Source organism: Thioalkalivibrio sp. AKL7 (assembly GCF_000381705.1).
Taxonomy (GTDB): Bacteria; Pseudomonadota; Gammaproteobacteria; order Ectothiorhodospirales; family Ectothiorhodospiraceae; genus Thioalkalivibrio; species Thioalkalivibrio versutus.
Genome location: NZ_KB906947.1, coordinates 579,387 through 603,579 on the forward strand (window position 1 = coordinate 579,387; position 24,193 = coordinate 603,579).

The window sequence follows — 24,193 nt, forward strand, 5'->3', positions numbered from 1 at the left end:
AAAAAAAGGCCGCTTAAAGCGGCCTTTTTTGATCGTTCCTGTTTGGTCGGGACGGCAGGATTTGAACCTGCGACCCTCTGCACCCCATGCAGATGCGCTACCAGACTGCGCCACGCCCCGAAGCCGCGAACTATATCCGATTCCCCGCCTTCACGAAAGCATCGGCCACCCCATTGCTGCGAGATCCGTGCGGACCATTCGTGCCACGTACGCCGAGAATGGCGCATTGATGCGATTCGCTTCGCTCGTCGCATCCTACGCGGGTTCCCGCCTGCGTTACCGTAAATCCGATTCAGCTCTGTAGGATGCGACGAGCGAAGCGAATCGCATCAACACGACGTCCCGAAAGCCACCCACCCCCTGGGTCCGGGCCTCAGGCGCGCAGTACGCGCAGAACCGACTCAAGCTCCGAGATGGTGTCCTGGATGATCTGCTGGGCCTGCTGACGATCACCCTTGGCTTCGTCGCCGGAGAGCTTCTGACGGGCACCATTGATGGTGTAGCCCTCTTCGTACAGCAATGCGCGAATCTGACGGATCAGGATCACGTCCTGGCGCTGGTAGTAGCGACGGTTGCCGCGCCGCTTGACCGGCTCCAGCATCGGGAATTCCTGCTCCCAGTACCGCAGCACATGCGGCTTGACCTGGCACAGCTCCGCGACTTCGCCGATGGTGAAGTAGCGCTTGCCCGGGATGGCGGGCAGTTCCTGGTGGTTACTCGCCTCCAGCATAGCTCTCTACCCGCTCGCGCAGTTTCTGTCCCGGCCGGAAGGTCACCACACGACGCGCGGAGACCGGAATCTCTTCGCCCGTCTTGGGATTGCGCCCTGGCCGCTGGTTCTTGTCGCGCAGGATGAAATTCCCGAACCCGGAAAGCTTCACGCCCTCGCCGGTCTCCAGCGACTGCCGCATCTCCTCGAAGAACATCTCGACGAATTCCTTGGCCTCGCGCTTGTTGAGACCCAGTTCCTCGTTTAGCGCGGCGGCGAGATCCGCCTTGGTTACAGCTGCCATCGGCTATTGTCTCAAGGTTGCGTTGAACCGGGCCTGGAGATGCTGCACCACCGCGTCGGTGACGCCAGCCACGTCCTGTTCGCCTAGGGTGCGATCAAAAGCCCGTAAAATCAAGCCCAAAGCCAGGCTTTTTTCGTCCGGATTCAAGCCTTTGCCCTGGTACACATCGAACAGGCGAACGTCCTGAAGGATCCCCAGGCCAAGCTCATCGATGGCCGCCAGCACATCGCCCGCCGCCACCGACTCGGCCACGACCAGCGCCAGATCCCGACGGATGGACGGGTACGGCGACAACGGCGTGAACTGCGCCACCGGGGCGCGCACCACGGCCGCGGCATCCAGATCGAACAGGTAGACCGGCTCCACGTCGAAGCGCTCGCACAGCGCCGGGTGCAGGCGCCCGACCCAGCCGATCGGATGGCCGTCCACCAGTACCCGTGCGGATTGCCCGTCATGCAGCGCCGGATGACGTTCCGCGCGAAAGCCGAGCGGGCCGGCGACGCGTTCGCACAGGCCTTCCACGGTGCCCTTGGCGTCGAAGAAATCGACCTTCTTCGCCTCGCCTTCCCAGCCTTCCGGAGCCACCCTCCCACCGAGCAGGCCGGCCAGTCGCGGCTCCTGCCGCAGACCGGACGCATCCGGAACAAAGCGCAGGCCATGCTCGAACAGGCGCAGGTCCGATTGCTGGCGCGCCTGGTTGTAGGCGGCGGTGGTCACCAACCCGGGCCACAGTCCCGGGCGCATCACCGCCAGATCGGACGAAATGGGATTGGCCAGCGCCAGGGGTTCCACGTCCGGGTAGAACGCACTGGCGGCCTCGCGAGCGATAAAACTGAAGCTGATCACCTCATGGAAGCCCTGGCGGGCAAGCCCGTTGCGCAGTGACCGCAGACCCGACTCCGGCGTCACCGGCGCAACCGGCTTTGGGAGTGTCTGCGGCAGGGCGTCATAGCCGTGCACCCGGGCCAGCTCTTCGATCAGATCCTCCTCGCGTTCGAGGTCGAATCGGGCCCGCGGCGCGCGTACCGACCAGCCGCTCTCGCACGTCTCGATGCGGCAGTCCAGTGCCTCCAGGATCCGCTCGACCTCGGAAGCCTCTAGGGTCACCCCAAGCAGGCGCTGGACACGATCCGGGCGCAGGACGATCGCCTGTTCCGCATGGGAGGCCGGCGTCTCACCCACTTGCTCGACCGGGCCACACTGCCCGCCGCAGAGTTCCAGCAGCAGCTGGGTCGCGCGTTCCATCGCCTGCGGGACCAGGGTCGGGTCGACACCCCGCTCGAAACGGTGGGAGGCATCGGTATGCAGGCCGTGGGCCCGCGCCCGACCGGCCAGGGCCCGCGGTGCGAAATGCGCACATTCGAGGATCACGCGGGTGGTGCTGGCATCGACCGCACTGGCGGCGCCGCCCATCACTCCGGCCAGCGCCAGGGGGCCGTCATCACCCGCAATGACCAGATCCTGCGGCGACAATTTCACCGTCTGGTCGCCTCCGAGCAGCGTCAGAGTTTCCCCCTGTTTGCCCTGGCGCACCTGGATCGGGGCGCCCGTGCGATCGGCATCAAAGGCATGCAGTGGCTGGCCCAGTTCCAGCATCACGTAATTGGTCACATCCACGATCGCGCTCAGCGGGCGCACCCCGGCACGGCGCAGGCGTTCGGTCATCCACAGCGGCGTCGCGGCCTTGGCGTCCAGACCCTCCAGCACCCGTGCGGCATACAAGGGGCAGGCCTCCGGATTCTCGATGATCACGCTCACCCGGGCATCGCTGGCGACCTCCACGGCCGGCATCGCCGGGGCATGCAGCGGCCGGTCCAGCAATGCCGAGCACTCCCGCGCAATCCCGCGCATGCCCAGGCAATCGGCCCGGTTCGGCGTCAGGTCCACTTCCAGGATGGTGTCGTCCAGCCCCAGCGCCTCACGCAGGTCCTGGCCGGCCTCCAGCGTCGCCGGCAGGGACATCAGGCCTTCGGCATCATCTGCCAGGCCAAGCTCGCGAGCGGAGCACAGCATGCCCTCGGAAGCCACGCCGCGCAGCTTGGAGCGCTTGATACGGAAATCGCCGGGCAATACCGCACCGATCACCGCCACCGGCGCCCGCATGCCTTCATGCACGTTGGGCGCGCCACAGACGATGGTCAGCGGCTCCGCCTCGCCCGCTTCGACCCGGCACACGCGCAGGCGATCCGCGTCCGGGTGCGGATCGACTGCCACCACATGGCCCACCCGCACCCCACTGAACGCGGGCGCCGCCGCTTCCATCGCATCCAGTTCCAGACCCGCCATGGTCAGGCGATGGCCGAGTTGTTCCGGGGTCTCGTCGATCTGCAGCCATTCCTGCAGCCACTGCACACTGATACGCATTAGCCTGTCTGCCCGAATTGCCCGATGAAGCGGATATCGTTGTCGAAGAACAGCCGGAGGTCATTCACGCCATGGCGCAGCATCGCCATGCGTTCGACGCCCAGGCCAAAGGCAAAGCCGGTGTACTGCTCGGCGTCGATCCCCACGTGACCCAGCACGTTGGGGTGCACCATCCCGCAACCCATCACCTCCAGCCAGCCGGTGTGGCTGCAAACGCGGCAGCCGTGACCGCCGCAGTGCACGCACTGGATGTCGACCTCGGCCGACGGCTCGGTGAACGGGAAGTACGACGGCCGAAAGCGCGTGGCCAGATCGTCCCGATCAAAGAAGGCCTGAAGAAATGCACTCAACACGCCGCGCAGATCCGCGAACGTGATGTCCGTATCCACGCAAAGCCCTTCCACCTGGTGGAACATCGGGCTATGCGTCAGATCCGAATCGCAGCGATACACGCGCCCTGGCGCGATCACGCGCAGCGGCGGGCGCTCCTGTTCCATGGTGCGGATCTGCACCGGCGAGGTATGCGTGCGCAGCACGCGGTGGGCATCAAAGTAGAAGGTGTCGTGCATCGCCCGCGCCGGGTGATGCTCGGGGATGTTCAGGGCCTCGAAGTTGTGGAAGTCATCTTCCACCTCGGGGCCCTCGGCCACGCGAAAGCCCAATCCAGCAAAGAAGGTCTCGATGCGTTCCAGGGTTTGTGTAATGGGGTGCAGCGCGCCATCGGCCTGACGCCGCCCCGGCAGGGTCACGTCGACCTGTTCGCCCGCCAGCTGTTCCGCCAGTGCGCTCTGCGCCAGGGCCTCCTTGCGCGCCTCGATCAGGCCGGCGACCTCGGTCTTGGCCTCGTTCACTTTCTGCCCCGCCGCCGGCCGTTCCTCCGCCGGTAGCTTGCCCAGCTCCTTGAGCTGTGCCGTGAGTGCGCCCTTCTTGCCGAGATAGTGCACCCGGACCTCGTCCAGCGCCTTCAGGTCCGTGGCCCCTTCGACGCGCTCGCGCGCCTCGGCGACCAGCTGTTGCAGTTGTTCCACGACTTCCCCCGACTGGTACGGGCCTCCCCGGCCCCCTATTCGCCTGCAAGGCAGCGGCCCGCACTCGGGGGCCGCTGCCTTGCAGGCGCCTCGTTTCCTGTTCCCGAAACAAAAAAGGGAGGGCATCGACCCTCCCTTCTCGGGACCCGCCGGCACACCGCCGGCGGGCAGTCCTTCAGGCCCTGCGGCTCAGGCCGGCAGTGCAGCCTTGGCCTTCTCCGCGATCTTGCCGAACGCGGTCAGGTCGTGCACGGCCAGATCGGCCAGGGTCTTGCGGTCGATATCGATCTCGGCCTTGTTCAAACCGTTCATCAAACGGCTGTAGGAGAGATCGAACTGACGGGCCGCCGCATTGATGCGGACGATCCACAGCGACCGGAACTGACGCTTCTTTTGGCGACGGTCACGGTAGGCATACTGACCGGCCTTGATGACGGCCTGGTTGGCAACGCGGAAGACGTTCTTCCGGGCGCCGTAGTAGCCCTTGGCTTGCTTCAGGACTTTCTTGTGACGGGCGTGAGCGGTTACACCGCGCTTGACTCGTGGCATGTCTCGATTCCTCGGTCAGTTCAACGGTACGGCAGCAGCTTGCGCACGGCCGGGGCATCCGACTCGTGCACCATCGCCGGACTGCGCAGGTGACGCTTACGCTTGGTAGGCTTCTTGGTCAGGATGTGGCTGCGGTGCGACTGGAACCGCTTGAACTTCCCCGACCCGGTACGGGTGAAGCGCTTGGCCGCACCCCGATTGGTCTTGATCTTCGGCATTACTCTCTCCGGCATTTTGGGCCGTACCCACTGCGGGCCGACCGTTTATGAAAAAGCGATGCGGGTATGCGGAAACCCGATCGCCCTTGGGATACGCTGGTCGATATACACGTGCGCGCTCGAGTCGATTTTGCGTGCTGACAAGGCACGGCGACTGCGGTGCAGCATTCTGCACAAGGGAGCCGCAACGCCATCAGCGCGCAAAATCGGCCGAGCCCCTTCGGGGTTGGTGCTTCATTTTCCCCGATCCTGCGTTGCGCCGCTAGCCGGTAGAACCACTACCGGTCTGCGCGCCGCGCCTGGTCTCGGAAAAAATGAAGTACCAACGCGCTCGTGTATATCGGCCAGTGTATCCCATCGTCTGACGGACTTACTTCTTCTTGCCCGTCAGCACCATGATCATCTGGCGTCCTTCCATCTTCGGCCGCTGTTCCACGATCGCGATGTCGGCCATGTCTTTCTCGACCTTGTCGAGCAGCTCGCCACCCAGTTCCTGGTGGCGCATCTCGCGCCCGCGGAAGCGGATGGTCACCTTGCCCTTGTCACCGGCCTCGATGAAGCGGCGCAGGTTGCGAAGCTTGACGTTGTAGTCGCCTTCGTCCGTACCCGGACGAAACTTCACTTCCTTGATCTGGATCTGCTTCTGCTTCTTCTTGGCTTCCTGCGCCTTCTTCGCCTGCTCGAACTTGAACTTCCCGTAATCCATGATCCGGGCCACGGGCGGCTCGGCATTCGGCGAGATCTCGACCAGGTCCAGACCACCTTCCTGGGCCATTTCCAGGGCCTCTGCAGTGCTGCAGACACCGCGATTCTCGCCTTCGGCGTCGATCAGTCGGATCTGCGGACTCGTGATCTGATCGTTCAGGCGGACCGTTTTCGCTGCGCTAATAGCCTTCTCTCCAGTTCAGGGTTCAGTGTTGGCGACTGCCGACCTCCTCCCGGAGGCGTTCGCCGAAGTCCTCGAGGCGCATCACGCCGAGGTCTTCCCCGCTCCGCGTACGCACCGCCACCTGCCCATTTTCCATCTCCTTGTCTCCAAGGACCAGCAGGTACGGCACGCGCTTGAGCGTGTGCTCGCGAATCTTAAAGCCGATCTTCTCGTTTCTCAAGTCGGCCTCGACCCGGAACCCCATCGCGCGCAGCGTCTTCGTGACCTCGCGGGCGTATTCATCCTGCCTTTCGGTAATGGTCAGCACCTCGGCCTGCACCGGGGCCAGCCACGCCGGGAAGTGTCCGGCATAGTGTTCGATCAGCACGCCGAAGAAGCGTTCCACCGAGCCTAGCAGCGCGCGGTGGATCATGATCGGACGGCGTCGCTCGTTGTCCTCGGCGACGTATTCCATGTCGAAACGCTCGGGCAGATTGAAGTCCAGCTGCACCGTGGAGCACTGCCATTCGCGGCCGATCGCGTCATGGATCTTGATATCGATCTTCGGACCGTAGAAGGCACCGCCGCCCTCGTCCACCGAATAATCCAGGCCCTTCTTCTCGATCGCCGAGCGCAGCGAAGCGGTCGCGTGTTCCCAGATTTCATCCGACCCGACCGCATCCTCGGGCTTGGTCGACAGGTTCACGTCGAACTTCTCGAAGCCGAAGGTCTGCAGAACCTCGAGGGTCAGGTCGATCACGCCCATGACCTCGGCCTCGATCTGGTCCTCGCGGCAGAAGATGTGGGCATCGTCCTGGGTAAACCCGCGCACGCGCATCAGCCCGTGCAGCGCACCGGACATCTCGCGGCGGTACACCGTGCCCATCTCCGCCCAGCGCAGCGGCAGGTCGCGGTAGGAATGCAGCCGGTCCTTGTACATCAGCACGTGGAACGGGCAGTTCATCGGCTTGAGCTGGAAGGACTGGTGCTCGTCCTCCATCGGCTCGTACATGGACTCGGCATAAAAATCCGCGTGGCCGGAGGTCTTCCACAGCTCCAGGTTCGCGATATGCGGCGAGACCACGAAGTCGTAGCCGGCCTTCTCGTGCATATCGTACCAGTACTTCTCGATCTCGCGGCGGATGCGCGCGCCCTTCGGGTGCCAGAACACCAGGCCACCACCGGCCTCGTCCTGGATCGAGAACAGATCCAGTTCCTGACCGATCTTGCGATGATCGCGGCGCTCGGCCTCCTTCAGCCGATCCAGATGCTCCTTCAGCTGGTCCTTGTTCGGCCAGGCGGTACCGTAGATGCGCGTCAGCATCTCGTTGTCGGAGTCGCCCCGCCAGTAGGCACCGGCCACCTTGGTCAGCTTGAAGGCCTTCAGCTTGCCGGTGGACGGGATATGCGGGCCCCGGCAGAGATCGACAAAGTCGCCCTGCTTGTACAGCGAGATGTTCTCCCCCTGCGGGATGCTCGCGATGATCTCGGCCTTGTACGCCTCGCCCATGTCGCGGAAGTACTTGACCGCCTCGTCGCGATCCATCAGCGAGCGCTCCACTGGCAAGTCCTGCTTGGCCAGCTCCTTCATGCGCTTCTCGATCTTCTCCAGATCCTCCGGCGTAAAGCCGCGGTCATAGGCGAAGTCGTAGTAGAAGCCGTTCTCGATGGTCGGGCCGATGGTCACCTGCGCGTCGGGAAACAGCTGCTTGACCGCCTGCGCCATCAGGTGCGCGGTCGAATGCCGGATGATCTCCACCCCTTCCGGGTCGCGGTCGGTCACGATCGCCAGCGCGGCGTCTGTGTCGATTTCGTGGCGGGCATCGACCAGTTCGCCATCGACCTTGCCGGCCAGGGTGGCCTTGGCCAGGCCGGGACCGATGTCCTTCGCCACGTCCAGCACGGTGACCGGGTGATCGAACTCGCGGCGGCTGCCGTCGGGGAGGGTTATTGCGGGCATTGCGAGGCTCCTTCGCCGACCCATACGCGGGGTCGAACGTCGCGTATCAGAAATTTGGAGTTGCCGGAAACGACAACGGCGCGAAGCATACCATGTGCCCCGCGCCGTCGGCAGATCTCCCGGGCTGTGGCCGGGATTACCGTGCGGTTGTTACATGTTGCCTTCGATGAACAGGTAGGTCCGATTCACGTTCGGGCGGTGCCAGTCATCGTAGTGGCGCAGGTGCTTGAACTGTTCCAGATCCGCCAGGCGGTCGACCACCTCGTTAAGCGATTCCCAGTCCTCGATGCCAGCCGTCACCTCGCGCACCAGGAGTTCCAGGTAATCGCCGGTATCCTGGCGTGCCTCGGCCATGTCGGTCGCGCGGCCGTGCCCCGGCACGACGATCTCCGGATCGATGGATTCCAGGTGCCGGAAGGCCTCGAGCTTCTCCACCGGGTTGCTGAAGGGATGGATGCCCAGCATGCGCTCGGTGTAGACGATGTCACCGGTAAAGACGACGTCCTCGCCCGGAAGGTGAACCATGATGTCGCCCGGGAAGTGGGCATCCCCGGCATAGATCAGCTCGAAGTCCACACCGCCCACGGTCAGGGTGTATTCATCGGCATCGATGGGGTTCGGTGCCGGAACCGGCTGGGTGCCCTCCATCGCCTCTTCGCCCACGGAATTGGCCAGCGAGGCGATCTGCCCCTCCCCGCGATCGGCCTGGGTGCTCGCGGTCCGCTGCAGCGCAACCAGCTCCGCCCCCTGCTCGTGGAAGTAGCCGTTGCCCAGCCAGCGGTGGTCCTGGCTGCCCACCGAGATCACGTGCGTGATCGGCTTGTCGGTGACCCCGGCAATCGCCTTCTCCATGCGCTGGGCGACCTGGTAGCTCGGCCCCGAATCGATCAGCACCACGCCTTCGTCGGTTACCACGAAGCCGGTGTTGTTGGTGAAACCGAGATTGGCCGGCGTGCGGTTCTCGAGCGAGCCGTAAAAGTAATGAACCCGGTCGGTCAGCTGAATCGGCTCCAGCACCTTCTCGATCGGACGATCCAGCGACGCTTCCTCCGCCTGCACGGCGGCCATGCCGAAGCCCATCAGGCCCAGCGCGAGGAAGGCCAGCTGACCCTGGCGCAACAAAACATTCAATGTCATGGAAAACTCCTTGTGTCGTTCGCGCCCCGAGTCGGACAGCGCACGCAATATGTGACGGGATCGTTCGTTGAACTTCGAGATTGTGTCCGGCGGTGCGCGCTCCACGGCCGCCTCCCAACGGTAAACCCTATTATATACGCGATGGCGGATACTGCGTGCGTGTTAGTCCGCGCCCGGGTTATCCAATCGACCCTGCCTGCGGCGCACGGCATTCACCAGCCACCGCGCCAGGAGCGGAAAAAGGCCCGTGGCAACCAGGGACAGGACCAGCACCGGCGAGAGAATGCCCTCGATGCTATCAAGCCGCCCCAACTGCGTCCCGGCATTCGCGAACACCGCCGTGGCCGGCAGCATCCCCACGAGTGATACCCAGAAATACGTCCAGATCCGGATCGGCAACAGGCCCATCCCGGCGTTGATCAACAGGAACGGGAACACCGGAATCATCCGCAGCGCGAACAGGTAGAACGCGCCCTCGCGCTCAAAGCCCGCATTGATGCGCCCAAGTTGGTGCTTGTAACGACGCTGAACAGCATCGCGCGCCAGCGCCCGCGCCACCACAAAGGTCAGGGTCGCCCCCAACGTCGAAGCCAGCGACGACAGCACGGTGCCCCAGACCACGCCAAACAGGGCACCGCCGGCCAGGGTCATCACCACGATCCCCGGCACCGAAAAGGCGGCCACCACCATGTACAACAGGAAGAACACCCAGGCCGTGACGAACGGGTGCGCGACCCGCCAGTCCTCCACCTGCAGGCGCGCGACCTGCAGGGTCTCCAGATCCAGACCCGGCCCCATCGCAACCACCAGCCAGACGGCGACGAGACCCACGAGGGCGACAACCAACCCCCAGTAATAGCGATTCAAGCGCGACTCCTCGCGGTCAATTTGCCGGAACGATGCGCGGCAAACCCGTACACTGCAAGCATGCATGCACATCCGTACGACGAACTGAAACCCGGTGTCATCCTCGACGCGGTGGAAACGACCGGTCTGCGCTGCGACGGGCGCCTGCTGGCCCTCAACAGCTACGAGAACCGCGTCTACCAGGTCGGCATCGAGGACACCACACCGGTCATCGCCAAGTTCTATCGTCCGCAACGCTGGACACCCGCCGCCATCCGCGAGGAACACGGCTTCAGCCAGGAACTTGCAAGCCGCGAGATCCCGGTAGTCGCCCCTCTGGCCGATCCTGAAGGCGAAACCCTGCACGATCACGCCGGGTTCATGTTCGCCGTCTACCCGCGCTGCGGCGGCCGCGCACCGGATCTGGAACAGCGCGACACCCTGGTCCGCATCGGCCGCTTCATCGCGCGTATCCACGAGGTTGGACGCGCCGCACGCTTTCACGAGCGGCCGGTGCTCGATCCCGTCCCGCGTGGCGAGGAGGCGCGCCAGGCCGTGCTCGCCTCCGGCTATCTGCCCCTGGAGCTGGAATCCGTGTACCGCGATCTCAGCGCCGACCTGCTGGGGCGGATCCAGCGTGACCTCGACACGATCGGACCGGTCCCGCAGCTACGCCTGCACGGCGACACCCACCCCGGCAACATCCTGTGGACCGACGACGGCCCGCACTTTGTCGATCTGGACGACGCCTGTACCGGCCCCGCCATGCAGGACCTGTGGATGTTCCTGTCCGGCGAACCGCCCGAGATGGCCTGGCAGATGCAGGCCCTGCTGGAAGGCTACGAGACCTTCGTACCGCTGGATCGCCGCCAGCTCGGACTGATCGCCCCGCTACGCACCCTGCGCATCCTGCGCCACGCCGCCTGGCTGGCCCGGCGCGCCGACGACCCGGCCTTTGTCGACGGCTTTCCGATCTTCTACACGCCGCGCTTCTGGGAGGATCACATCCTCACCCTGCGCGAGCAGGCCGCCGCCCTCGACGAACCCGCCCTCGACCTCGGTTACTGAACCCCCGTCCCCAGGCCCGCCCTCACCGCAGGTTCCGGATCAGCTCCAGCACCGAGTCGCGAGTATCGTCGAGGGCGGCCAGCAGGGCCTCCTCGGCCTCGCGGGCGGATTCGTCACCGGCATTCAGGTGCTGCGCATGCTGCGCCCAGGTGGTGTGCAGATGAACGCCGTGCGCCGGCAGCGGCTCCGGCAATACCGAGGTCAGGTCGCGCACGCTGGCCACCCGCCCCCAGCCCAGGATCCAGGTCTCCGCATCCCCGACCCCACCCGGCGAGGTGGTTTCTACCGGGTGAAAATAGCGCCGGTACAGCACCACCTGCTGGAGCTCGTTAATCTCGCGCGTCAGCTCGAAGGACGCCTGACGCCAATTCCGATGCAGCTCCGAGGTCTCATTGCGCCAGGTGTTGTAGCCCAGGGACGAGAGTGCGATCAGCAATGAAATAATCGCGACGCTGTGCCGACGCAGCTGGGCCCGTATCCGGTGGCGGCGAGGCACCCGACGGACATCCCCGCCTGGCGTTCGACGTCCGATCCCCTGCCGGATCGACTCGACCCATTGATTCAGCATGCTTCGCATTGGCTGCCGCTCCACTGAAACCACTGCTTCCTGTTTCAGTAACTAGCGGCCGCCCTGGGCTTTGGCCATGCACGGAAGTCCACGTCTGCGACGCGCGCGTCCAACCCCTCTCCAGACTAGCAATGACGTTCGGCCAGCCGCCGGGTCGTAGGATGGGATGAGCGCAGCGAATCCCATCAAGGGACTGGCACGACCCGGGAAAGGGTGCGTTTCGCTGCGCTCAACGGCACCCTGCCGCGGCGGAAGGGTGCCAACCCATGGGAGAACGTTCCCTGCAATTGGCTGAAGCTCGTTGCTAATCAGGACCCCTCTTGATCAGGAGGCCACGCAGTCAGGCCGGGTCCCCACGATGGCGCCCAGCCCGCGGTAGTGCTCCAGCAACTGGCGTCCACTGGCCACCAGTTCATCGGTGGCCTCCAGCCCGAAATCGCCGGCCACCCGGCGGATCTGTTCATCGCCGGTCGCCGGTGTCTCGATCACCCGCCACAGTAGCCGGGCGCCGAGCGGGTTCAGCTCGGCAAACCGCACCCGCTCCTCCCCGGTGCGGTACGCCAGCAGGTAGGTGGGCACCTCTCCCGGTTGATCCGGCTGGAAGTCGGCCCCGATCCGATGCACCGGGTACTCGTAGGCCAGCAGCCGCGCGGCCTTGGAAAACACCGGAACCTGAATCATCAGGTCGCCATCCGGCTCGACTTCCGGGGGCGGCGTGGCATCCGCATAGACCAGTTCGGTCTCCACCCGCTCGTAGTGGGCCAGCTCGGCCAGGAAGGGCAGATCGCCGGGCTGCGCCGGGCGTTCCTCCGCCAGGTAGCGCACGAACTCCGCCGCCAGCTGCGGAAAGTACGGCGTTTCGCTGCCATGATCGCGATAGAAGTCGCGTACCAGCTGTTCCCAGGCGGCCGCCTCCAGCAGTCCCCGCAGGACCGGGAACCCCCTGGCCAGCAGGTTTGCCACGTTGTTGAAGAAAAGACGCCGGTAGATCGCCAGGCGCCGGCTCTCGATCCCCTCTGGGGGCGGATAGCGCTCCGGGTCGCGCAGGTGACGCGCAAACGCCTCCTGCACCTGCTGGAAATCCGCCTCAGGCATGCAGGATCCGCTCCTCCTGGCCCGCGCGCGCCTGCAACTGCAGGTCCCGGATCCGGTCGGTCTCGGCCAGCAGTTCCTCCAGCGGCGGAAAGTTGAAGTCACGCTCGAGCAGGGTCGGAACCGGCCCGATGCGCGCATAGGTGGCCTCCAGCAGCGCCCAGACATCCGGGCAGATCGCCTGGCCGTGGGTGTCGACGCGCAGGTCCGGGGCCTCCTCCTCATGCCCGGCGATATGCAGGTAGCGCACTCGCTCCAGCGGCATCGCATCCAGGAATTCAGTCGGCTCGTAGCCGTGGTTGATGCTGTTGACGACGATGTTGTTCACGTCGAGCAGGAGGTCGCAGTCGGCCTCTTCCAGCACCGCGCGCACGAAGCTGATCTCGTCCAGCTCCGCCCCCACCGGGGTGTAATAGGAGACATTCTCCAGCGCCATCCGGCGCCCGAGGATGTCCTGCACCTGGCGCACGCGATCGGCCACGTAGTGCACCGCCTCCTCGGTAAACGGGATCGGCATCAGATCGTAGAGATGCCCCTGGGCGTCGCCACAGGCGGAGAGATGCTCGCTGTAGTCCTCGATCCCGTGGGTATCCAGGAACGCACGCAGGTCCTGCAGGAAGGCCTTGTCCAGCGGGCGCGGCCCGCCGATGTCGAGAGACAGCCCGTGGCAGATGAAGGGCTGGGCCTCGGTATATTCGCGAAAGATGCGGCCCAGGCGTCCGCCCAGGTGCATCCAGTTCTCCGGTGCCGCCTCGAAGAACCCCAGGCGTTCCGTCGCCTCCGGGGCCTCGGCCAGCGGGCCCAGCAGGGCCCGCCGCAAGCCGAGCCCGGCACCGCTAACGCGGGCCGGGTTGGCAGGGTGGACGACCTTAGCCGCCACAGGTCCCCTCACCACAGGCGCCTTCGGAATCCTTCTCGTCGCCGTCCGAGCCCCCGCAGGTGCCCTCGCCGCAGCTGCCTTCACTGTCCTTGGTATCGCTCGCGCCGCCGCAGGTCCCTTCACCGCAGCTGCCTTCGTTGTCCTTGGTTTCGGCCGCCCCGCCGCAAGTACCTTCACCGCAGGAACCCTCGGCCAGCATCAGCGGCGACTGGCCGCCCTGCTGATAGCCGTGGTTCAGGTCGGCCGAGGCAAACACCGGGCTGGTGGCCATGGCCATGCCAATTGCCGCCGTGCCGACGGCGCCGGCCAGGGTCTTGGTGGAAAACAGATCGTTCTTCATGGTCTTACTCCTCGTCTTGCGATTATGGATCCGCTGGACCCGTTGTGTAATGGCTGCTGAAACAGCTCTTGGAGTTATCCCCTGCTCATCATCCTCCGACGGATGTAATAGTCGATGCTGACGTAGCGTCCCGCTCCCCAGAAGAACAGGACCAGAAGCATCACGAAGAAGGTCGCGGCCATCTCGATCCCGTTGTTCACGATCGCGAAGTTTCCGGTCTCGGTCAGCCAATTGTAGTTGCCGTGCTCCTGCAAAATGGACTTGGCGCGATCCAGGCGCATCTGTGCCTCCGCGATCCCGGAACAGTTGAACAGGCACATCATCGGGTCGGAGATCCGTTGCCAGCCATGTTCAATATGTACGGTCAAGGCCGCCACCACCATCGTGATCATCAGCGGGATCGAGAACCAGCGCGTCGCCAGTCCGAGCAGCAACGCGATCGCACCCAGCACCTCGGCATACGCCGACAGCATCACCATCAGATAGGGGAAGGGCATGCCCAGCCCCCAGTCCGCGTTGCCGTACCACATCACCACGTTCTCTTTCGGCAGGATCCCGTCCAGCTTGTTGGTCCCCGCCATCCAGAACACCGGCGCGAGGTAGAGCCGCAACAGCAGGGGCGCCAGGAAGTCCGCGCCTCGCGTCCAGTCGAGCCAACCCTGCAAGCGCACTGCCAAGGTTCCAGTCGCAGCCATCGTCCTGATCTCCTTTTCCCTTTCTACTGGGTATAAAGCCTAGACCTCGGGCTCGCGCCGTACGCGGGGTGATCCGCCGGCTTTTATGTCCGATCGTCCGGGACCACGGGGAGAGGCCCGTGACGCCCGGCAACCGGGCGTCCTAAGGTCTAAGGTGAAGAACCAACAGGAACAGGCAAAAGGAAGGCTTGATGGACATCCGCCCCCACGAAGACGTGCTGTCGACGGTCCTGGCGGCCTACAACCTGCGCGCCCGCATCGACACCAATCCGCGCCTGTGCGGGGAGTGGCAGCTCAGTACGGCGGGGTCGGGGAATGCCAGCTTTCACCTGGTCGGGGAAGGCGGCTGCTATCTGCACATGGAGGACATCGCCCCCGTCTGGATGGAGGCCGGGGACCTGTTGCTGCTCCCGCACGACGACTGGCACCTGATGTCCAGTCGCCACACTGTCCCCGACCGCGACAACCATCTGACGCTGGTGGAAGGCGAGGATCCGCCGGACACGCCGGTGACCCAGCTCCTGTGCGGCCACTTCGAGTTCGATTCCGGCCGCCGCAACCCGATCCTGGCCGCCCTCCCGGGCCATATCATTATCCGCCGCCGCGAATCGGGCGAACGCCTGGCGCATCTGGCGGATCTGATGAACATCGAGCTCGCGGAACGCTCCTCGGGCTACCGGCCCGTACTGGACCGGCTGGCCGATACCCTGTTCGTGATGGCCGTGCGCCACCACATCTGCTCGCAACGCGAACACTCGGAGGGATCCTTGATCGCCGCCCTGGCGGACGACCGCATCCGACGGGCACTGGATGCCCTGCACGCCCACCCGGAAGCGGCCTGGACCCTGGAAGGGCTGGCCAGCGAGGCGGCCATGTCGCGCAGCAGCTTCGCGGAACGCTTTCACACCCTGGTCGGACAGACACCCATCGACTACCTGACCCAGTGGCGCATGGTCCTGGCGGAGCGCCTGCTGCGCGACGGACGGCAGTCGGTCGCGGGCGTGATGGATGCGGTGGGTTATACCTCGGAGGCGGCCTTTCGCAAGGCCTTCAAGCGGGTGCACGGTTTCGGGCCGGGGCGCATCCGGCAGCTACTGCGCCGAATCGCCGCCGGGTGATCGGGAAGAAGCGGCTCGTTCAGAACGTATTGGCGACGCTGGCCACGCCCGGTGCGCGCGAACGGACCAGGCGCTCGACCACGTTCTTGAGATCCAGTGTCGAGCGCGGACAGCCCACACAGGCCCCCTTGAGCCGGACCCGCACGGTGCGACCGTCCAGCTCCACGAACTCGATGTCGCCCCCGTCCTGCATCATGATCCGCCGTGCCTCCTCGATCGCGGCGCGCACCGCATCCACGTCGATCGGGCCATCGGCCGGCACGTCCGCCGCCTCGCGCTCGGCGAAGGTCTGAGCCCGGTCCAGGCGCAGCGCGAGCTCCGGATCGAGTTCCTCGATCGCGTCCAGTTCATCCTCGCTGTACACGTGATCGGGCTCGTCACTCAGCAGATGTGACACGTCCACCATCACCTGCGCATTGTCGGGTCCAGCCATGTTCGGGCCTCCGGGTACTCGGCTTTTCGCCAGTATAGCAACGCCGCGCTCCACCCCCGCGCGAAGCCGCACCCGCCAGCCGGGATCCACCACCTCGCGCGCAGGCGACCAGCGCAACCGCACGCGCAAACGGCGCAAGTCCTCCGGATGCATGCGCCCGGCGTGCAGCCACAGGCGCCATACCCGGCCGGTCGCGGGCACCCGAACGACGAGGATGACGAGCCGGCGCAACACCCGTGTATCGGGCAGCACCTCGACCCAGTCCACCTGCTCCTGGCGCAGACCCTCGGCGGTGGCCAGCCAGGTTGCACCCTCGGGCGTCTGCCCCAGCCAATCCCAGGCCGGCGGTTGCGAGCGCCCTTGCCACCACCAGCCGACCACGGCCAGTCCGAAGACCGGGGCCAGCGTCCACAACGGGCTGTACACCAGCACATAGCCGGCCACAGCCAGGAGCAGGAGGATCTGGCCCGCGAGCGCGAGCCGGGGAAGAACCGGGTCAGGCCGGAGCCGAAGCCTGAGTGGCGGCGCGGATCGCCGGGACAAGACGGGCTATCCCCTCGTCCACCGTGGTCTGGCGACCCATGACCACATCCAGCAGCACGTTGTCGGGGTAATCGAGCAGGCGCTCGAAGGCATCGCGACCCTCCTGGTCCAGTTGCGCATATCCCTGCGCGAGAAAGTGGCCGAGCAGCCAGTCGTTCTCCAGCATGCCGCGGCGGCAGCGCCAGCGTGTCCGGTTATCGGGTTCCATCACCCAAACACCCGTCCAGGCCCCCTGTGGGAGCCTGCTTGCAGGCGAATGCCCCTGCCAAAGCAGGACGCGGGCAGGGGCTTCGCCTGCAAGCAGGCTCCTACGGGGGTGGAACAACCGTTGGGGGTCGCGCCGATCACAGCGACTTCTTGAGCATGTTGCGGCGGATGTCGCTGATCGCGCGACTCGGATTCAGGCCCTTCGGGCACACCTGGGTACAGTTCATGATGGTATGGCAGCGATAAAGCTTCCAGGCATCATCCAGCTGTTCCAGCCGGTGCTCGGTGGCCTCGTCGCGGCTGTCGTGGATGAAGCGCGCGGCCTGCAAAAGCGCCGCCGGCCCCAGGAACTTGTCCGGGTTCCACCAGTAGGATGGGCAGGCAGCGGAGCAGCAGCCGCACAAGATGCACTCGTAGAGCCCGTCCAGTTGTTCGCGGTCTTCGGGGCTTTGCTTGCGCTCCACCTCGGGCTCCGGGCTGTCGTTGACCAGCCAGGGCTCGGCCTTGCGGTATTGCTCCCAGAAGTTGTCCATGTCCACGATCAGGTCGCGGATCACCGGCATGCCCGGGAACGGGCGCAGGGTCACGGGTGAGTCCAGACCCGCCAACGGGGTGATGCAGGCCAGGCCATTGGTGCCGTTGATGTTCATGCCGTCGGAGCCACACACCCCGTGCTGACAGGAGCGGCGAAAGCCCAGGGAGTCGTCCTGTTCCTTCAGCAGAAGCAGGGCATCCAGCAGCATCATCCCGGGCTCGACCTGGTCATCGGGCAGGCTGAAGCGCTGCATCTTCGGCAGCGTGTCCGTTTCCGGGTTGAAGCGGTAGATCGAGAACTCCATCGGTATCTCCTGTCGGTGACCGCGGCCACCGTTGTCACACGCGTCGGTAAGCCCCAATCAATCCTGTTCCTGCGCCTCGGCACAGGCAATGCATCGCTCGGCCGACGGGTCGATCTCCAGCCGCGAGCGCGCATCGGCTCCAGGCAGTCGATGCACAGTCCGCCCTCGCCCTCCTCCAGCCGCTTCAGCGCCCGGCGGGCACGAACACGCTGGGCCTCGCGCCGCAGCTGGCTCGCCTTGGCCATGGCCTGGCCCTGCAGCGCGTCCATCCGCGAGAGCCGTCCGGTGCGCTGCTGGTCCAGCTCCACGGTCGCGCCGCTATCGGCGGCGCCCGCGAGCGCGGCATCCAGCTCCGTCAGCAGCACCTCGAGCCGCTCGCGCAGCCATGCCTCGGGTACCGGTTCGGCAGGGTTGCTCATTGCTCGTCGCCCATTGGGCACAATGCCCAGGGTTGAACGCGCGCGCTGCCATGCCCCCTGATGCGATTCGCTGCACTCATCCGCATCCCACGAACCTGTACCAGCGCATCTGCGTCGTAGGGTGCGTTGAGCATCGCGAAACGCACCGATCCCGGTGGGACCACCCACCTCGTGATGCGATTCGCTGCGCTCATCGGCATCCTACGATCCTTCCCTGCAGTCGCCTCGAGCCATCAATAGACGCGTTCCTTGGGCGGGAACGAGGCCACGGTATTCGGCTGCGTCCGCACCGGCTTGTAGTCCAGGCTGTCATCCGCCAGCGAGTACAGGCTGTGCTTGAGCCAGTGCTGATCGTCGCGCTCGGGGAAATCGATCCGCGAGTGGGCGCCGCGGCTTTCCTCGCGCCCCAGCGCGGAGCGGATGGTCGCGATCGCGCAGTCCATCAGGTTCTCCAGCTCCATCGCCTCCACCCGCGCGGTATTGAAGGTGCTGGAGTGATCCGCGATCACCGCATGGTTCAGGCGCTCGCGCAACGCACGGACCTCCTCCACGCCCTCGCGCATCACCTCGTCGGTGCGGAAGACCGAGCAGTGGTCTTCCATCACCTTGCGCAGCTCGCGCTTGAGCGGCTCGACCTGCTCGGCGGAGCCATCGCCCGGGTCCTTGCGATCCCAGCGCGTGAGCCGCGCCATCGCCTGTTCGACGGCCGATTCGTCCAGCGGGCGGTGGTAACGGTTCTCGGCCAGGTACTCGAGGATGTGATTGGCCGCCGCGCGGCCGAACACCAGGATGTCGAGCAGTGAATTGCCGCCCAGGCGGTTGGCCCCGTGCACCGATACACAGGCCGTTTCGCCGGCCGCGTACAGCCCGGGGACCGGGTCCTCCGGCGTATCCTTCTCCGGCGCCACCACCTGCCCGAAGCGATTGGTCGGGATGCCGCCCATGCTGTAGTGGCAGGTCGGGAAGATCGGGATCGGCGCCTCGATCGGATCGACCCCGAGAAAGGTCATGCTCGTCTCGCGAATCCCCGGCAGGCGCTGCATGATCGTATCGGCGCCCAGATGGCGCAGGTCGAGCAATACGTGATCCGCATTGCGCCCGCAGCCGCGTCCCTCGCGCACCTCGGTGGCAATGGAGCGGCTCACCACGTCGCGCGAGGCCAGGTCCTTCGCCCGCGGGGCGTAGCGCTCCATGAAGCGCTCGCCCTCGGAATTGATCAGGAACCCGCCCTCGCCGCGGGCACCCTCGGTAATCAGCATCCCGCGCCCGGCGATGCCGGTCGGGTGGAACTGCACGAACTCCATGTCCTCCAGCGGCACCCCGGCGCGCAGGGCCATCGCCATGCCGTCACCGGTGTTGATCAGCGCGTTGGTCGTGGTGCGGAACAGCTGTCCCGCCCCGCCGGTCGCGATCAGGGTGGTCTTCGCCTCGATCACGATCGGCTCGCCGGTCAGGATCTCGAACGCCAGCACGCCCAGCACGTAGCCCTGCGCGTCGCGCAGCAGGTCCACCGCGAAGTACTCGTCGAAGAAGTGGGTGCGCGCGCGCAGGTTCTGCTGGTACAGCGAGTGCAGGATCGCGTGCCCGGTGCGGTCCGCCGCGGCGCAGGTGCGCGCCGCCTGGTCCTGACCGAAGTTCTGGCTCTGCCCGCCAAAGGCGCGCTGGTAGATGGTGCCGTTGTCCAGGCGCGAGAACGGCACGCCGAAGTGGTCCAGCTCGTAGACCACCTTGGGCGCGGCGCGACACATGTATTCGATCGCGTCTTGGTCGCCCAGATAGTCCGAACCCTTCACCGTGTCGAACATGTGCCAGTGCCAGGAATCCGGCAGCACATTGGCCAGGGCGGCGTTCACCCCGCCCTGCGCCGCCACCGTGTGCGAGCGCGTGGGAAACACCTTGGAGACCACCGCGACCTTGGCATCGCCATTGGACAGCTGCAGCGCCGCGCGCAGGCCGGCCCCGCCGGCCCCGATGATCAAGGCGTCGAACTTGCGTCGCGCCACGTTCATGCCAGTCCCTTCATGCCAGTCCCGCCCGAATCAGAATGAAAAATGCCCACAGCCCCGTCAGGAGCAGCCCGCCGGCGGCCAGCACGAACACCAGGAGCCGCATGCCGGGCGCATGCACGTAGTCCATCACCACGTCGCGCAGCCCGATCCACGCATGCAGCAGCAACAGCAGCACGAACACCGCCGTCAGCAACCCCACCACCGGGTGCCCGACCACGCCCAGCCATGCGGCATGATCCGCCGGCGCGGCCAGCACGAAGAATCCGAGGGCCAGGATCACGTACACGCCCACGTACACCGCCGTGATGCGTTGCAGCAGCCAGGCGCGCTGTCCGCTCAGGAGCCTCACAGCACCAGCCCCAGCCACACCAGCACGGTGCCGAGGATGCCCGCGTAGAGGGCATCGCGCGCGGTGCGCAGCGAGCCCGCGCGATCCTCGCCAATGCCGAATTCCATCAACAGGTAGCGAATCCCGGCAAACAGGTGATGCAGCAGCCACCAAAGCCCCAGTGCCAGCGCCACCAGGCCGATCGGGTGATGAATGACCGCCACGACCTGGGCGAAGCCATCGGGGCTGGCCAGCGAGCGGTCCAGCAGCCAAAGCAGCACGGGAATCGACAGAATCAGGAAGACACCGGTAATCCGGTGCAGAATGGAGACCACGGCATTCAGCGGCAGTCGGATCTTGCGCAAATCCAGAAAGACGGGACGTCCCTGCCGAGTCATGCCACCCCCTTCATTGGGAAGAGAAGAAAACAGGGCTGACACCCTGCAAATGGTTCGTCTACTATCGAGCCGCTTGGTTCAGCTTATCACCTCAAACCCTGGCCGTGCGCCCCGGATACCGATAGCCAATCGAGCCCGACGGCGGACGACAGCGAGCGCTTCCACGGGAGATTTCCGATGCGCGAAGACTGGAAAAACCACTTGATCGATGCCGGCGCCGAGTTCGAGGAGGACGACCTCCTGCACTACGGCAACCCGGAGCGTGAACGCCGCATGGCCGTTAACGGCGAGGTGATCTGCGACCTCTCCCATCGCGGCCTGCTGGAGGTTCGCGGCGACGACGCCACCGATTTCCTGCAGGGCCAGTTCGGCAACGACATCCGCGCGGTGGATGCGCAACACAGCCAGCTGTCCAGCTACTCCAGTCCCAAGGGCCGCGCCTACGCCGTATTCCGCGTGCTGCGTACCCGCGACGGCTACCTGCTGGAGATGCCCGCAGACCGGATCGAGCCGGTGGCCAAGCGCCTGCAGATGTTCGTGCTGCGCGCGAACGTCATCATCGAACAGGCCGGGGATTCGCGGATCCACTTCGGCTGCTCCGGGCCGGATGCCGAGAAGGAGCTGCAAAGCGCGCTGGGTGTCTGTCCCGCCGAGGTCGAGGAGGTCGTCGAGAAAAACGGCGTCACCGTGGTCCGGGTACCCGGGGTGCACCCGCGCTTCGAGCTGTTCGGCGAGATCGACGCCATGCGCAAGGCGTGGGACGGCCTGAACGTCCACGCGGCCCCGGTGGGCCCGCGCGACTGGGCACTGCTGGACATCCTGGCCGGGGTCCCCACCGTGGTGGAGGAAACCAGCGAGAAGTTCGTGCCGCAGATGCTCAACCTGCATGCCCTGGGCGCGGTCAGCTTCGAGAAGGGCTGCTATCCGGGCCAGGAGGTCGTGGCACGCATGCACTACCTGGGCAAGCTCAAGCGGCGCATGTTCCGCCTGGCGATCCATACTCAGACTCCACCCCAACCCGGCTCGCCTGTATTCCAGGCCGGCGGCAACCCGGACCAGTCGGACGGCGAGATCGTCGCAGCCGAATTGCACCCGGACGGGCTGTACTCCGCCCTGGCGGTACTGCAGGTCGCGGCCGCCAAGGGCGAACTGCGCTGGGACGCACCCGACGGCGCCAAGGCCGAGGTCGTCGAACTGCCCTACGCTGTCCCCGAAGGAGCCTGACGCATGCGCTTTTTGTTCTTCTTTTTCGTCCTGATCCTGCTGGCGCTGTGGGCGGCCTTCTTCAGCCGCCCCGACAACCCCACACTATCCAACTGGCTCTACGCCCTGGCCGGTGTATTGGCAGTGCTGTTCCTGATCGGCTATTTGCGCCTCGACGGGGTCATATGACCCGAACCCTCTGATCCGCATCGCCGCGCCCCCGCGGGCCCGGCCCCGGCCGGGCCACGCGCCTCAGGACGCCAGCCGGGCTCGGGTATCCGCCACCGTCTCGCCCAGGCGCGTCTCCAGGTCCCGCGCCTGGCGTGCATGGCAACCCGACAAGGCAAACCCCTCGAGCCGTGCGTCGGCGTGATACTCCAGGTGACGCCCTTCGCCGTCGCCCGAGATCTCCACCCACTCGCCCCCATCCGTCTGCGGCGGGCAGACGTTCAACGGCAGGCTCCCGGTCTTGACCTGCACGATCCCGGCATCCGGCCGGTACACCGTCGGCTCGCCGGACAGCGTGCGCGCCAGTGCAGCCGCTTGCCCGCGCAGGGTCTCCACGTAGGGGCGTAACTGGCCATCGAACTCGCAACCATCGCCCAGGGCGAAGACCGCCGGGTCGGTGGTGCGCAAGAGTGCGTCCACCTCGATGCCCGCGTGGCAGGCCAGCCCCATCCGCTCGGCCAGCTCGCGGTTGGGCACCAGCCCGAGCGCGCTGATGACCACCTCGGCCTCTACCGATTCGCCGCTGGCAAGGACGAGACGGGTCGCCCCCTCCGCAACCGGTTCGATGCGCTCGACGGTCGCCTCGGTGTGCCACTGCACGCCGCGGTCCGCCAGCGCTTTCTCCAGATCGTCGCTCAGCGACTCGGGCAGCAGATTCGGCAGCGGCCGCGACGCACACTCGATCAAAGACACCGGATAACCACCGGCCGCCAGGTCGTCCGCCAGCTCGCAGCCCACCAGGCCGGCGCCGATGATGGCCACACGGGTATGGGCCGGTGACCCGGCTTGCGCCTCGAGGGCCGCACGCAGCGCGCGGTAGTCCTCCAGCGTGTTCACCGACAACGGCGCCCCGGCCCCGCCCGGGAACGCCATTTGCCGCGGACGCGCCCCGGTGGCCAGCACCAGCTGGCCGTACGGCACGCCGCCACGGGCGGTGATGATTTTTTGCTGAGCCCGCTGGACATCGAGCACGCGGACAAACGGCATCAGGTCAATGCCGAGCCGGGCCGCTCGCGCCACGCCAGTCTCCTCCACCAGATCCGCGACCGCAACGCCCCGGGCAAAGGCATTGGAGATCCGCGGCTTGGTGTAGTAATCACCGGAATCGGCAGTCAGCAGGCGGATCGTGCGCCGCGGATCCCGCTCGCGCAGGGCCTCGGCCAGGGCCCAGCCCGCCATGCCGCCGCCGACGATTACAACCGCATCCGGATCGGCCGCGCCGGCTCCGGCACTCCAGGCCATCGCGACGGCACCGGCGTCCGCGGTCTCGGCGCGCGGCTCCAGGGCGGTGAAATCCGCCTTGGTCACATTACAGTCGGGGCAGTACCAGTCGTCGGGGATATCCTCGAAGCGGGTCCCAGGGGCCAGACCGGAATCCGGGTCGCCCTTGGCCTCGTCGTAGATATACCCGCAGACCTTGCAGATATAGCGCTTGAACTCGTCGGTTTCGGTGCTCATCACGCGGCCTCCACGGCATCGAGAATGGCCTTCAGCTTGGGGTCCAGTTCGGACCCGATGGCGTCCAGATCGGGGTTGGCCCACGGCGCGAACACGTCCCGTGCGGAGCGCGCGCTGACGCGCAGCATCTCGCCATCGCCGGAGACGTGGATGCGCAACGGGATGTCGATGCCGGCCGGCTTGCAAGCCTCCCAGACACGCACCGCGTAGCTCGGGTGGAAGATCTCCAGGATCTGGTCGGTCGGGACCTCGACCCCGATCTTCGCGGCATTGGCCTGGCCATTGATGTGCGAGACCAGCTTCAGCCCCTGGGCGTCAATCGCCTCCTTCAGGGTCGCGACCGCAGTCTCGGGGTCCAGTCGGGTAGTGGTTTCCAGCATGACG

27 protein-coding genes, 1 tRNA gene and 1 pseudogene are annotated in these 24,193 nt (G+C 65.9%); 4 read left to right on the forward strand and 25 right to left on the reverse strand.

From position 1 onward, the window contains the following. Positions 1–43: 43 nt before the first annotated feature. The 11 genes from G315_RS0102605 to G315_RS0102655 form a co-directional block, all read right to left on the reverse strand. Positions 44–120 (reverse strand) — tRNA-Pro (locus G315_RS0102605). A 253-nt stretch (positions 121–373) separates the two neighbouring features. Next, a complete protein-coding gene (locus G315_RS0102610; RefSeq protein ID WP_018140933.1) occupies positions 374–730 on the reverse strand; it encodes a MerR family transcriptional regulator in 357 nt (118 codons plus the stop codon). After that, a complete protein-coding gene (locus tag G315_RS0102615) occupies positions 714–1,013 on the reverse strand; it encodes an integration host factor subunit alpha (RefSeq protein ID WP_018140932.1) in 300 nt (99 codons plus the stop codon). Before G315_RS0102615 ends, G315_RS0102610 begins: the two co-directional genes overlap by 17 nt. A 3-nt stretch (positions 1,014–1,016) precedes the next feature. Beyond that, positions 1,017–3,377: a phenylalanine--tRNA ligase subunit beta gene (gene pheT / locus G315_RS0102620; RefSeq protein WP_019611865.1), complete on the reverse strand. Its 2,361-nt coding sequence runs from the start codon at positions 3,375–3,377 to the stop codon at positions 1,017–1,019. Next, a complete protein-coding gene (pheS, locus tag G315_RS0102625; protein ID WP_019611866.1) occupies positions 3,377–4,405 on the reverse strand; it encodes a phenylalanine--tRNA ligase subunit alpha in 1,029 nt (342 codons plus the stop codon). The genes pheT and pheS overlap by 1 nt, the downstream gene beginning before the upstream one ends. A 189-nt stretch (positions 4,406–4,594) precedes the next feature. Continuing rightward, the gene (rplT, locus tag G315_RS0102630) at positions 4,595–4,954 is read right to left on the reverse strand and encodes a 50S ribosomal protein L20 (RefSeq protein ID WP_018145454.1); all 360 of its coding nucleotides are present in this window, start codon (positions 4,952–4,954) and stop codon (positions 4,595–4,597) included. A 20-nt stretch (positions 4,955–4,974) separates the two neighbouring features. Next, a complete protein-coding gene (gene rpmI / locus G315_RS0102635; protein WP_017942014.1) occupies positions 4,975–5,172 on the reverse strand; it encodes a 50S ribosomal protein L35 in 198 nt (65 codons plus the stop codon). A gap of 370 nt (positions 5,173–5,542) precedes the next feature. Beyond that, the gene (gene infC, locus G315_RS0102640) at positions 5,543–6,061 is read right to left on the reverse strand and encodes a translation initiation factor IF-3 (RefSeq protein ID WP_077276933.1); all 519 of its coding nucleotides are present in this window, start codon (positions 6,059–6,061) and stop codon (positions 5,543–5,545) included. Between the two features lie 22 nt (positions 6,062–6,083). Continuing rightward, a complete protein-coding gene (gene thrS / locus G315_RS0102645) occupies positions 6,084–8,000 on the reverse strand; it encodes a threonine--tRNA ligase (protein ID WP_018145452.1) in 1,917 nt (638 codons plus the stop codon). A 150-nt stretch (positions 8,001–8,150) separates the two neighbouring features. Continuing rightward, complete coding sequence (locus tag G315_RS0102650; RefSeq protein ID WP_019611867.1) at positions 8,151–9,137, reverse strand: MBL fold metallo-hydrolase; 987 nt, start codon at positions 9,135–9,137, stop codon at positions 8,151–8,153. Between the two features lie 162 nt (positions 9,138–9,299). Further along, complete coding sequence (locus G315_RS0102655) at positions 9,300–10,004, reverse strand: TVP38/TMEM64 family protein (protein WP_019611868.1); 705 nt, start codon at positions 10,002–10,004, stop codon at positions 9,300–9,302. A 60-nt stretch (positions 10,005–10,064) separates the two neighbouring features. Between G315_RS0102655 and G315_RS0102660 the strand changes: the two genes are divergently transcribed. Next, positions 10,065–11,051, forward strand: coding sequence for a serine/threonine protein kinase (locus G315_RS0102660; protein ID WP_019611869.1), 987 nt, complete (start codon positions 10,065–10,067; stop codon positions 11,049–11,051). A gap of 22 nt (positions 11,052–11,073) precedes the next feature. Here the strand turns inward: G315_RS0102660 and G315_RS0102665 are convergent, their stop codons facing one another. From G315_RS0102665 to G315_RS0102685, 5 genes are all read right to left on the reverse strand, one after another. Further along, a complete protein-coding gene (locus G315_RS0102665) occupies positions 11,074–11,496 on the reverse strand; it encodes a hypothetical protein (RefSeq protein WP_026182093.1) in 423 nt (140 codons plus the stop codon). Between the two features lie 447 nt (positions 11,497–11,943). After that, a complete protein-coding gene (locus G315_RS0102670; RefSeq protein WP_018145447.1) occupies positions 11,944–12,714 on the reverse strand; it encodes a DUF2063 domain-containing protein in 771 nt (256 codons plus the stop codon). Then, positions 12,707–13,591: a DUF692 domain-containing protein gene (locus G315_RS0102675; RefSeq protein WP_018145446.1), complete on the reverse strand. Its 885-nt coding sequence runs from the start codon at positions 13,589–13,591 to the stop codon at positions 12,707–12,709. The genes G315_RS0102670 and G315_RS0102675 overlap by 8 nt, the downstream gene beginning before the upstream one ends. Further along, positions 13,581–13,931 carry a hypothetical protein gene (locus G315_RS0102680; RefSeq protein WP_019611870.1) on the reverse strand — a complete coding sequence of 117 codons (351 nt, stop codon included), beginning with the start codon at positions 13,929–13,931 and terminating at the stop codon, positions 13,581–13,583. The genes G315_RS0102675 and G315_RS0102680 overlap by 11 nt, the downstream gene beginning before the upstream one ends. A 74-nt stretch (positions 13,932–14,005) precedes the next feature. After that, on the reverse strand, positions 14,006–14,626 hold the full coding sequence (locus tag G315_RS0102685; protein ID WP_038032162.1) for a DoxX family protein: 621 nt from the start codon (positions 14,624–14,626) through the stop codon (positions 14,006–14,008). 191 nt (positions 14,627–14,817) lie between these two features. Between G315_RS0102685 and G315_RS0102690 the strand changes: the two genes are divergently transcribed. Continuing rightward, positions 14,818–15,744 (forward strand): AraC family transcriptional regulator, encoded by a 927-nt coding sequence (locus tag G315_RS0102690; protein WP_019611871.1) that lies wholly within the window; start codon positions 14,818–14,820, stop codon positions 15,742–15,744. Positions 15,745–15,763: 19 nt separating this feature from the next. Here G315_RS0102690 and G315_RS0102695 read toward each other — a convergent pair whose 3' ends face one another. The 7 genes and pseudogenes from G315_RS0102695 to sdhC form a co-directional block, all read right to left on the reverse strand. Beyond that, a complete protein-coding gene (locus G315_RS0102695) occupies positions 15,764–16,621 on the reverse strand; it encodes a NifU family protein (protein WP_019611872.1) in 858 nt (285 codons plus the stop codon). 52 nt (positions 16,622–16,673) lie between these two features. Beyond that, positions 16,674–16,928: a succinate dehydrogenase assembly factor 2 gene (locus G315_RS0102700; RefSeq protein ID WP_018938539.1), complete on the reverse strand. Its 255-nt coding sequence runs from the start codon at positions 16,926–16,928 to the stop codon at positions 16,674–16,676. 136 nt (positions 16,929–17,064) lie between these two features. Further along, positions 17,065–17,766: a succinate dehydrogenase iron-sulfur subunit gene (locus G315_RS0102705; protein WP_019611873.1), complete on the reverse strand. Its 702-nt coding sequence runs from the start codon at positions 17,764–17,766 to the stop codon at positions 17,065–17,067. Positions 17,767–17,823: 57 nt separating this feature from the next. Continuing rightward, a pseudogene (locus tag G315_RS13985) lies at positions 17,824–18,185 on the reverse strand (TraR/DksA family transcriptional regulator). A 233-nt stretch (positions 18,186–18,418) separates the two neighbouring features. Next, the gene (gene sdhA / locus G315_RS0102715) at positions 18,419–20,194 is read right to left on the reverse strand and encodes a succinate dehydrogenase flavoprotein subunit (RefSeq protein ID WP_019611874.1); all 1,776 of its coding nucleotides are present in this window, start codon (positions 20,192–20,194) and stop codon (positions 18,419–18,421) included. Between the two features lie 10 nt (positions 20,195–20,204). Continuing rightward, entirely contained in the window at positions 20,205–20,543 is a 339-nt protein-coding gene (sdhD, locus tag G315_RS0102720; RefSeq protein WP_019611875.1) for a succinate dehydrogenase, hydrophobic membrane anchor protein, read from the reverse strand. Continuing rightward, positions 20,540–20,920, reverse strand: coding sequence for a succinate dehydrogenase, cytochrome b556 subunit (gene sdhC / locus G315_RS0102725; protein ID WP_019611876.1), 381 nt, complete (start codon positions 20,918–20,920; stop codon positions 20,540–20,542). The genes sdhD and sdhC overlap by 4 nt, the downstream gene beginning before the upstream one ends. Positions 20,921–21,097: 177 nt before the next feature. On the opposite strand from sdhC, the gene G315_RS0102730 reads away from it, so the two are divergent. Further along, positions 21,098–22,144: a folate-binding protein YgfZ gene (locus G315_RS0102730; protein ID WP_019611877.1), complete on the forward strand. Its 1,047-nt coding sequence runs from the start codon at positions 21,098–21,100 to the stop codon at positions 22,142–22,144. 3 nt (positions 22,145–22,147) lie between these two features. Then, on the forward strand, positions 22,148–22,312 hold the full coding sequence (locus G315_RS14610; protein ID WP_018140916.1) for a hypothetical protein: 165 nt from the start codon (positions 22,148–22,150) through the stop codon (positions 22,310–22,312). 63 nt (positions 22,313–22,375) lie between these two features. Here G315_RS14610 and G315_RS0102740 read toward each other — a convergent pair whose 3' ends face one another. Both G315_RS0102740 and G315_RS0102745 read right to left on the reverse strand, forming a co-directional pair. After that, positions 22,376–23,809, reverse strand: coding sequence for an FAD-dependent oxidoreductase (locus G315_RS0102740; protein ID WP_019611878.1), 1,434 nt, complete (start codon positions 23,807–23,809; stop codon positions 22,376–22,378). Next, the gene (locus G315_RS0102745; protein ID WP_018176625.1) at positions 23,809–24,189 is read right to left on the reverse strand and encodes a DUF302 domain-containing protein; all 381 of its coding nucleotides are present in this window, start codon (positions 24,187–24,189) and stop codon (positions 23,809–23,811) included. The genes G315_RS0102740 and G315_RS0102745 overlap by 1 nt, the downstream gene beginning before the upstream one ends. Between the last annotated feature and the right edge of the window lie 4 nt (positions 24,190–24,193).

What these genes read in the sequence shown, in the direction of transcription:
- sdhA (WP_019611874.1), bottom strand. Translation starts at nt 20,194, where the DNA reads ATGAACGTGGCGCGACGCAAGTTCGACGCCTTGATCATCGGGGCCGGC.
- sdhC (WP_019611876.1), bottom strand. Translation starts at nt 20,920, where the DNA reads ATGACTCGGCAGGGACGTCCCGTCTTTCTGGATTTGCGCAAGATCCGA.
- G315_RS0102700 (WP_018938539.1), bottom strand. Translation starts at nt 16,928, where the DNA reads ATGGAACCCGATAACCGGACACGCTGGCGCTGCCGCCGCGGCATGCTG.
- rplT (WP_018145454.1), bottom strand. Translation starts at nt 4,954, where the DNA reads ATGCCACGAGTCAAGCGCGGTGTAACCGCTCACGCCCGTCACAAGAAA.
- G315_RS0102740 (WP_019611878.1), bottom strand. Translation starts at nt 23,809, where the DNA reads ATGAGCACCGAAACCGACGAGTTCAAGCGCTATATCTGCAAGGTCTGC.
- G315_RS0102705 (WP_019611873.1), bottom strand. Translation starts at nt 17,766, where the DNA reads ATGGAGTTCTCGATCTACCGCTTCAACCCGGAAACGGACACGCTGCCG.
- G315_RS0102690 (WP_019611871.1), top strand. Translation starts at nt 14,818, where the DNA reads ATGGACATCCGCCCCCACGAAGACGTGCTGTCGACGGTCCTGGCGGCC.
- G315_RS14610 (WP_018140916.1), top strand. Translation starts at nt 22,148, where the DNA reads ATGCGCTTTTTGTTCTTCTTTTTCGTCCTGATCCTGCTGGCGCTGTGG.
- thrS (WP_018145452.1), bottom strand. Translation starts at nt 8,000, where the DNA reads ATGCCCGCAATAACCCTCCCCGACGGCAGCCGCCGCGAGTTCGATCAC.
- G315_RS0102670 (WP_018145447.1), bottom strand. Translation starts at nt 12,714, where the DNA reads ATGCCTGAGGCGGATTTCCAGCAGGTGCAGGAGGCGTTTGCGCGTCAC.
- G315_RS0102650 (WP_019611867.1), bottom strand. Translation starts at nt 9,137, where the DNA reads ATGACATTGAATGTTTTGTTGCGCCAGGGTCAGCTGGCCTTCCTCGCG.
- G315_RS0102615 (WP_018140932.1), bottom strand. Translation starts at nt 1,013, where the DNA reads ATGGCAGCTGTAACCAAGGCGGATCTCGCCGCCGCGCTAAACGAGGAA.
- G315_RS0102660 (WP_019611869.1), top strand. Translation starts at nt 10,065, where the DNA reads ATGCATGCACATCCGTACGACGAACTGAAACCCGGTGTCATCCTCGAC.
- G315_RS0102730 (WP_019611877.1), top strand. Translation starts at nt 21,098, where the DNA reads ATGCGCGAAGACTGGAAAAACCACTTGATCGATGCCGGCGCCGAGTTC.
- G315_RS0102680 (WP_019611870.1), bottom strand. Translation starts at nt 13,931, where the DNA reads ATGAAGAACGATCTGTTTTCCACCAAGACCCTGGCCGGCGCCGTCGGC.
- G315_RS0102745 (WP_018176625.1), bottom strand. Translation starts at nt 24,189, where the DNA reads ATGCTGGAAACCACTACCCGACTGGACCCCGAGACTGCGGTCGCGACC.
- G315_RS0102685 (WP_038032162.1), bottom strand. Translation starts at nt 14,626, where the DNA reads ATGGCTGCGACTGGAACCTTGGCAGTGCGCTTGCAGGGTTGGCTCGAC.
- pheT (WP_019611865.1), bottom strand. Translation starts at nt 3,377, where the DNA reads ATGCGTATCAGTGTGCAGTGGCTGCAGGAATGGCTGCAGATCGACGAG.
- G315_RS0102610 (WP_018140933.1), bottom strand. Translation starts at nt 730, where the DNA reads ATGCTGGAGGCGAGTAACCACCAGGAACTGCCCGCCATCCCGGGCAAG.
- rpmI (WP_017942014.1), bottom strand. Translation starts at nt 5,172, where the DNA reads ATGCCGAAGATCAAGACCAATCGGGGTGCGGCCAAGCGCTTCACCCGT.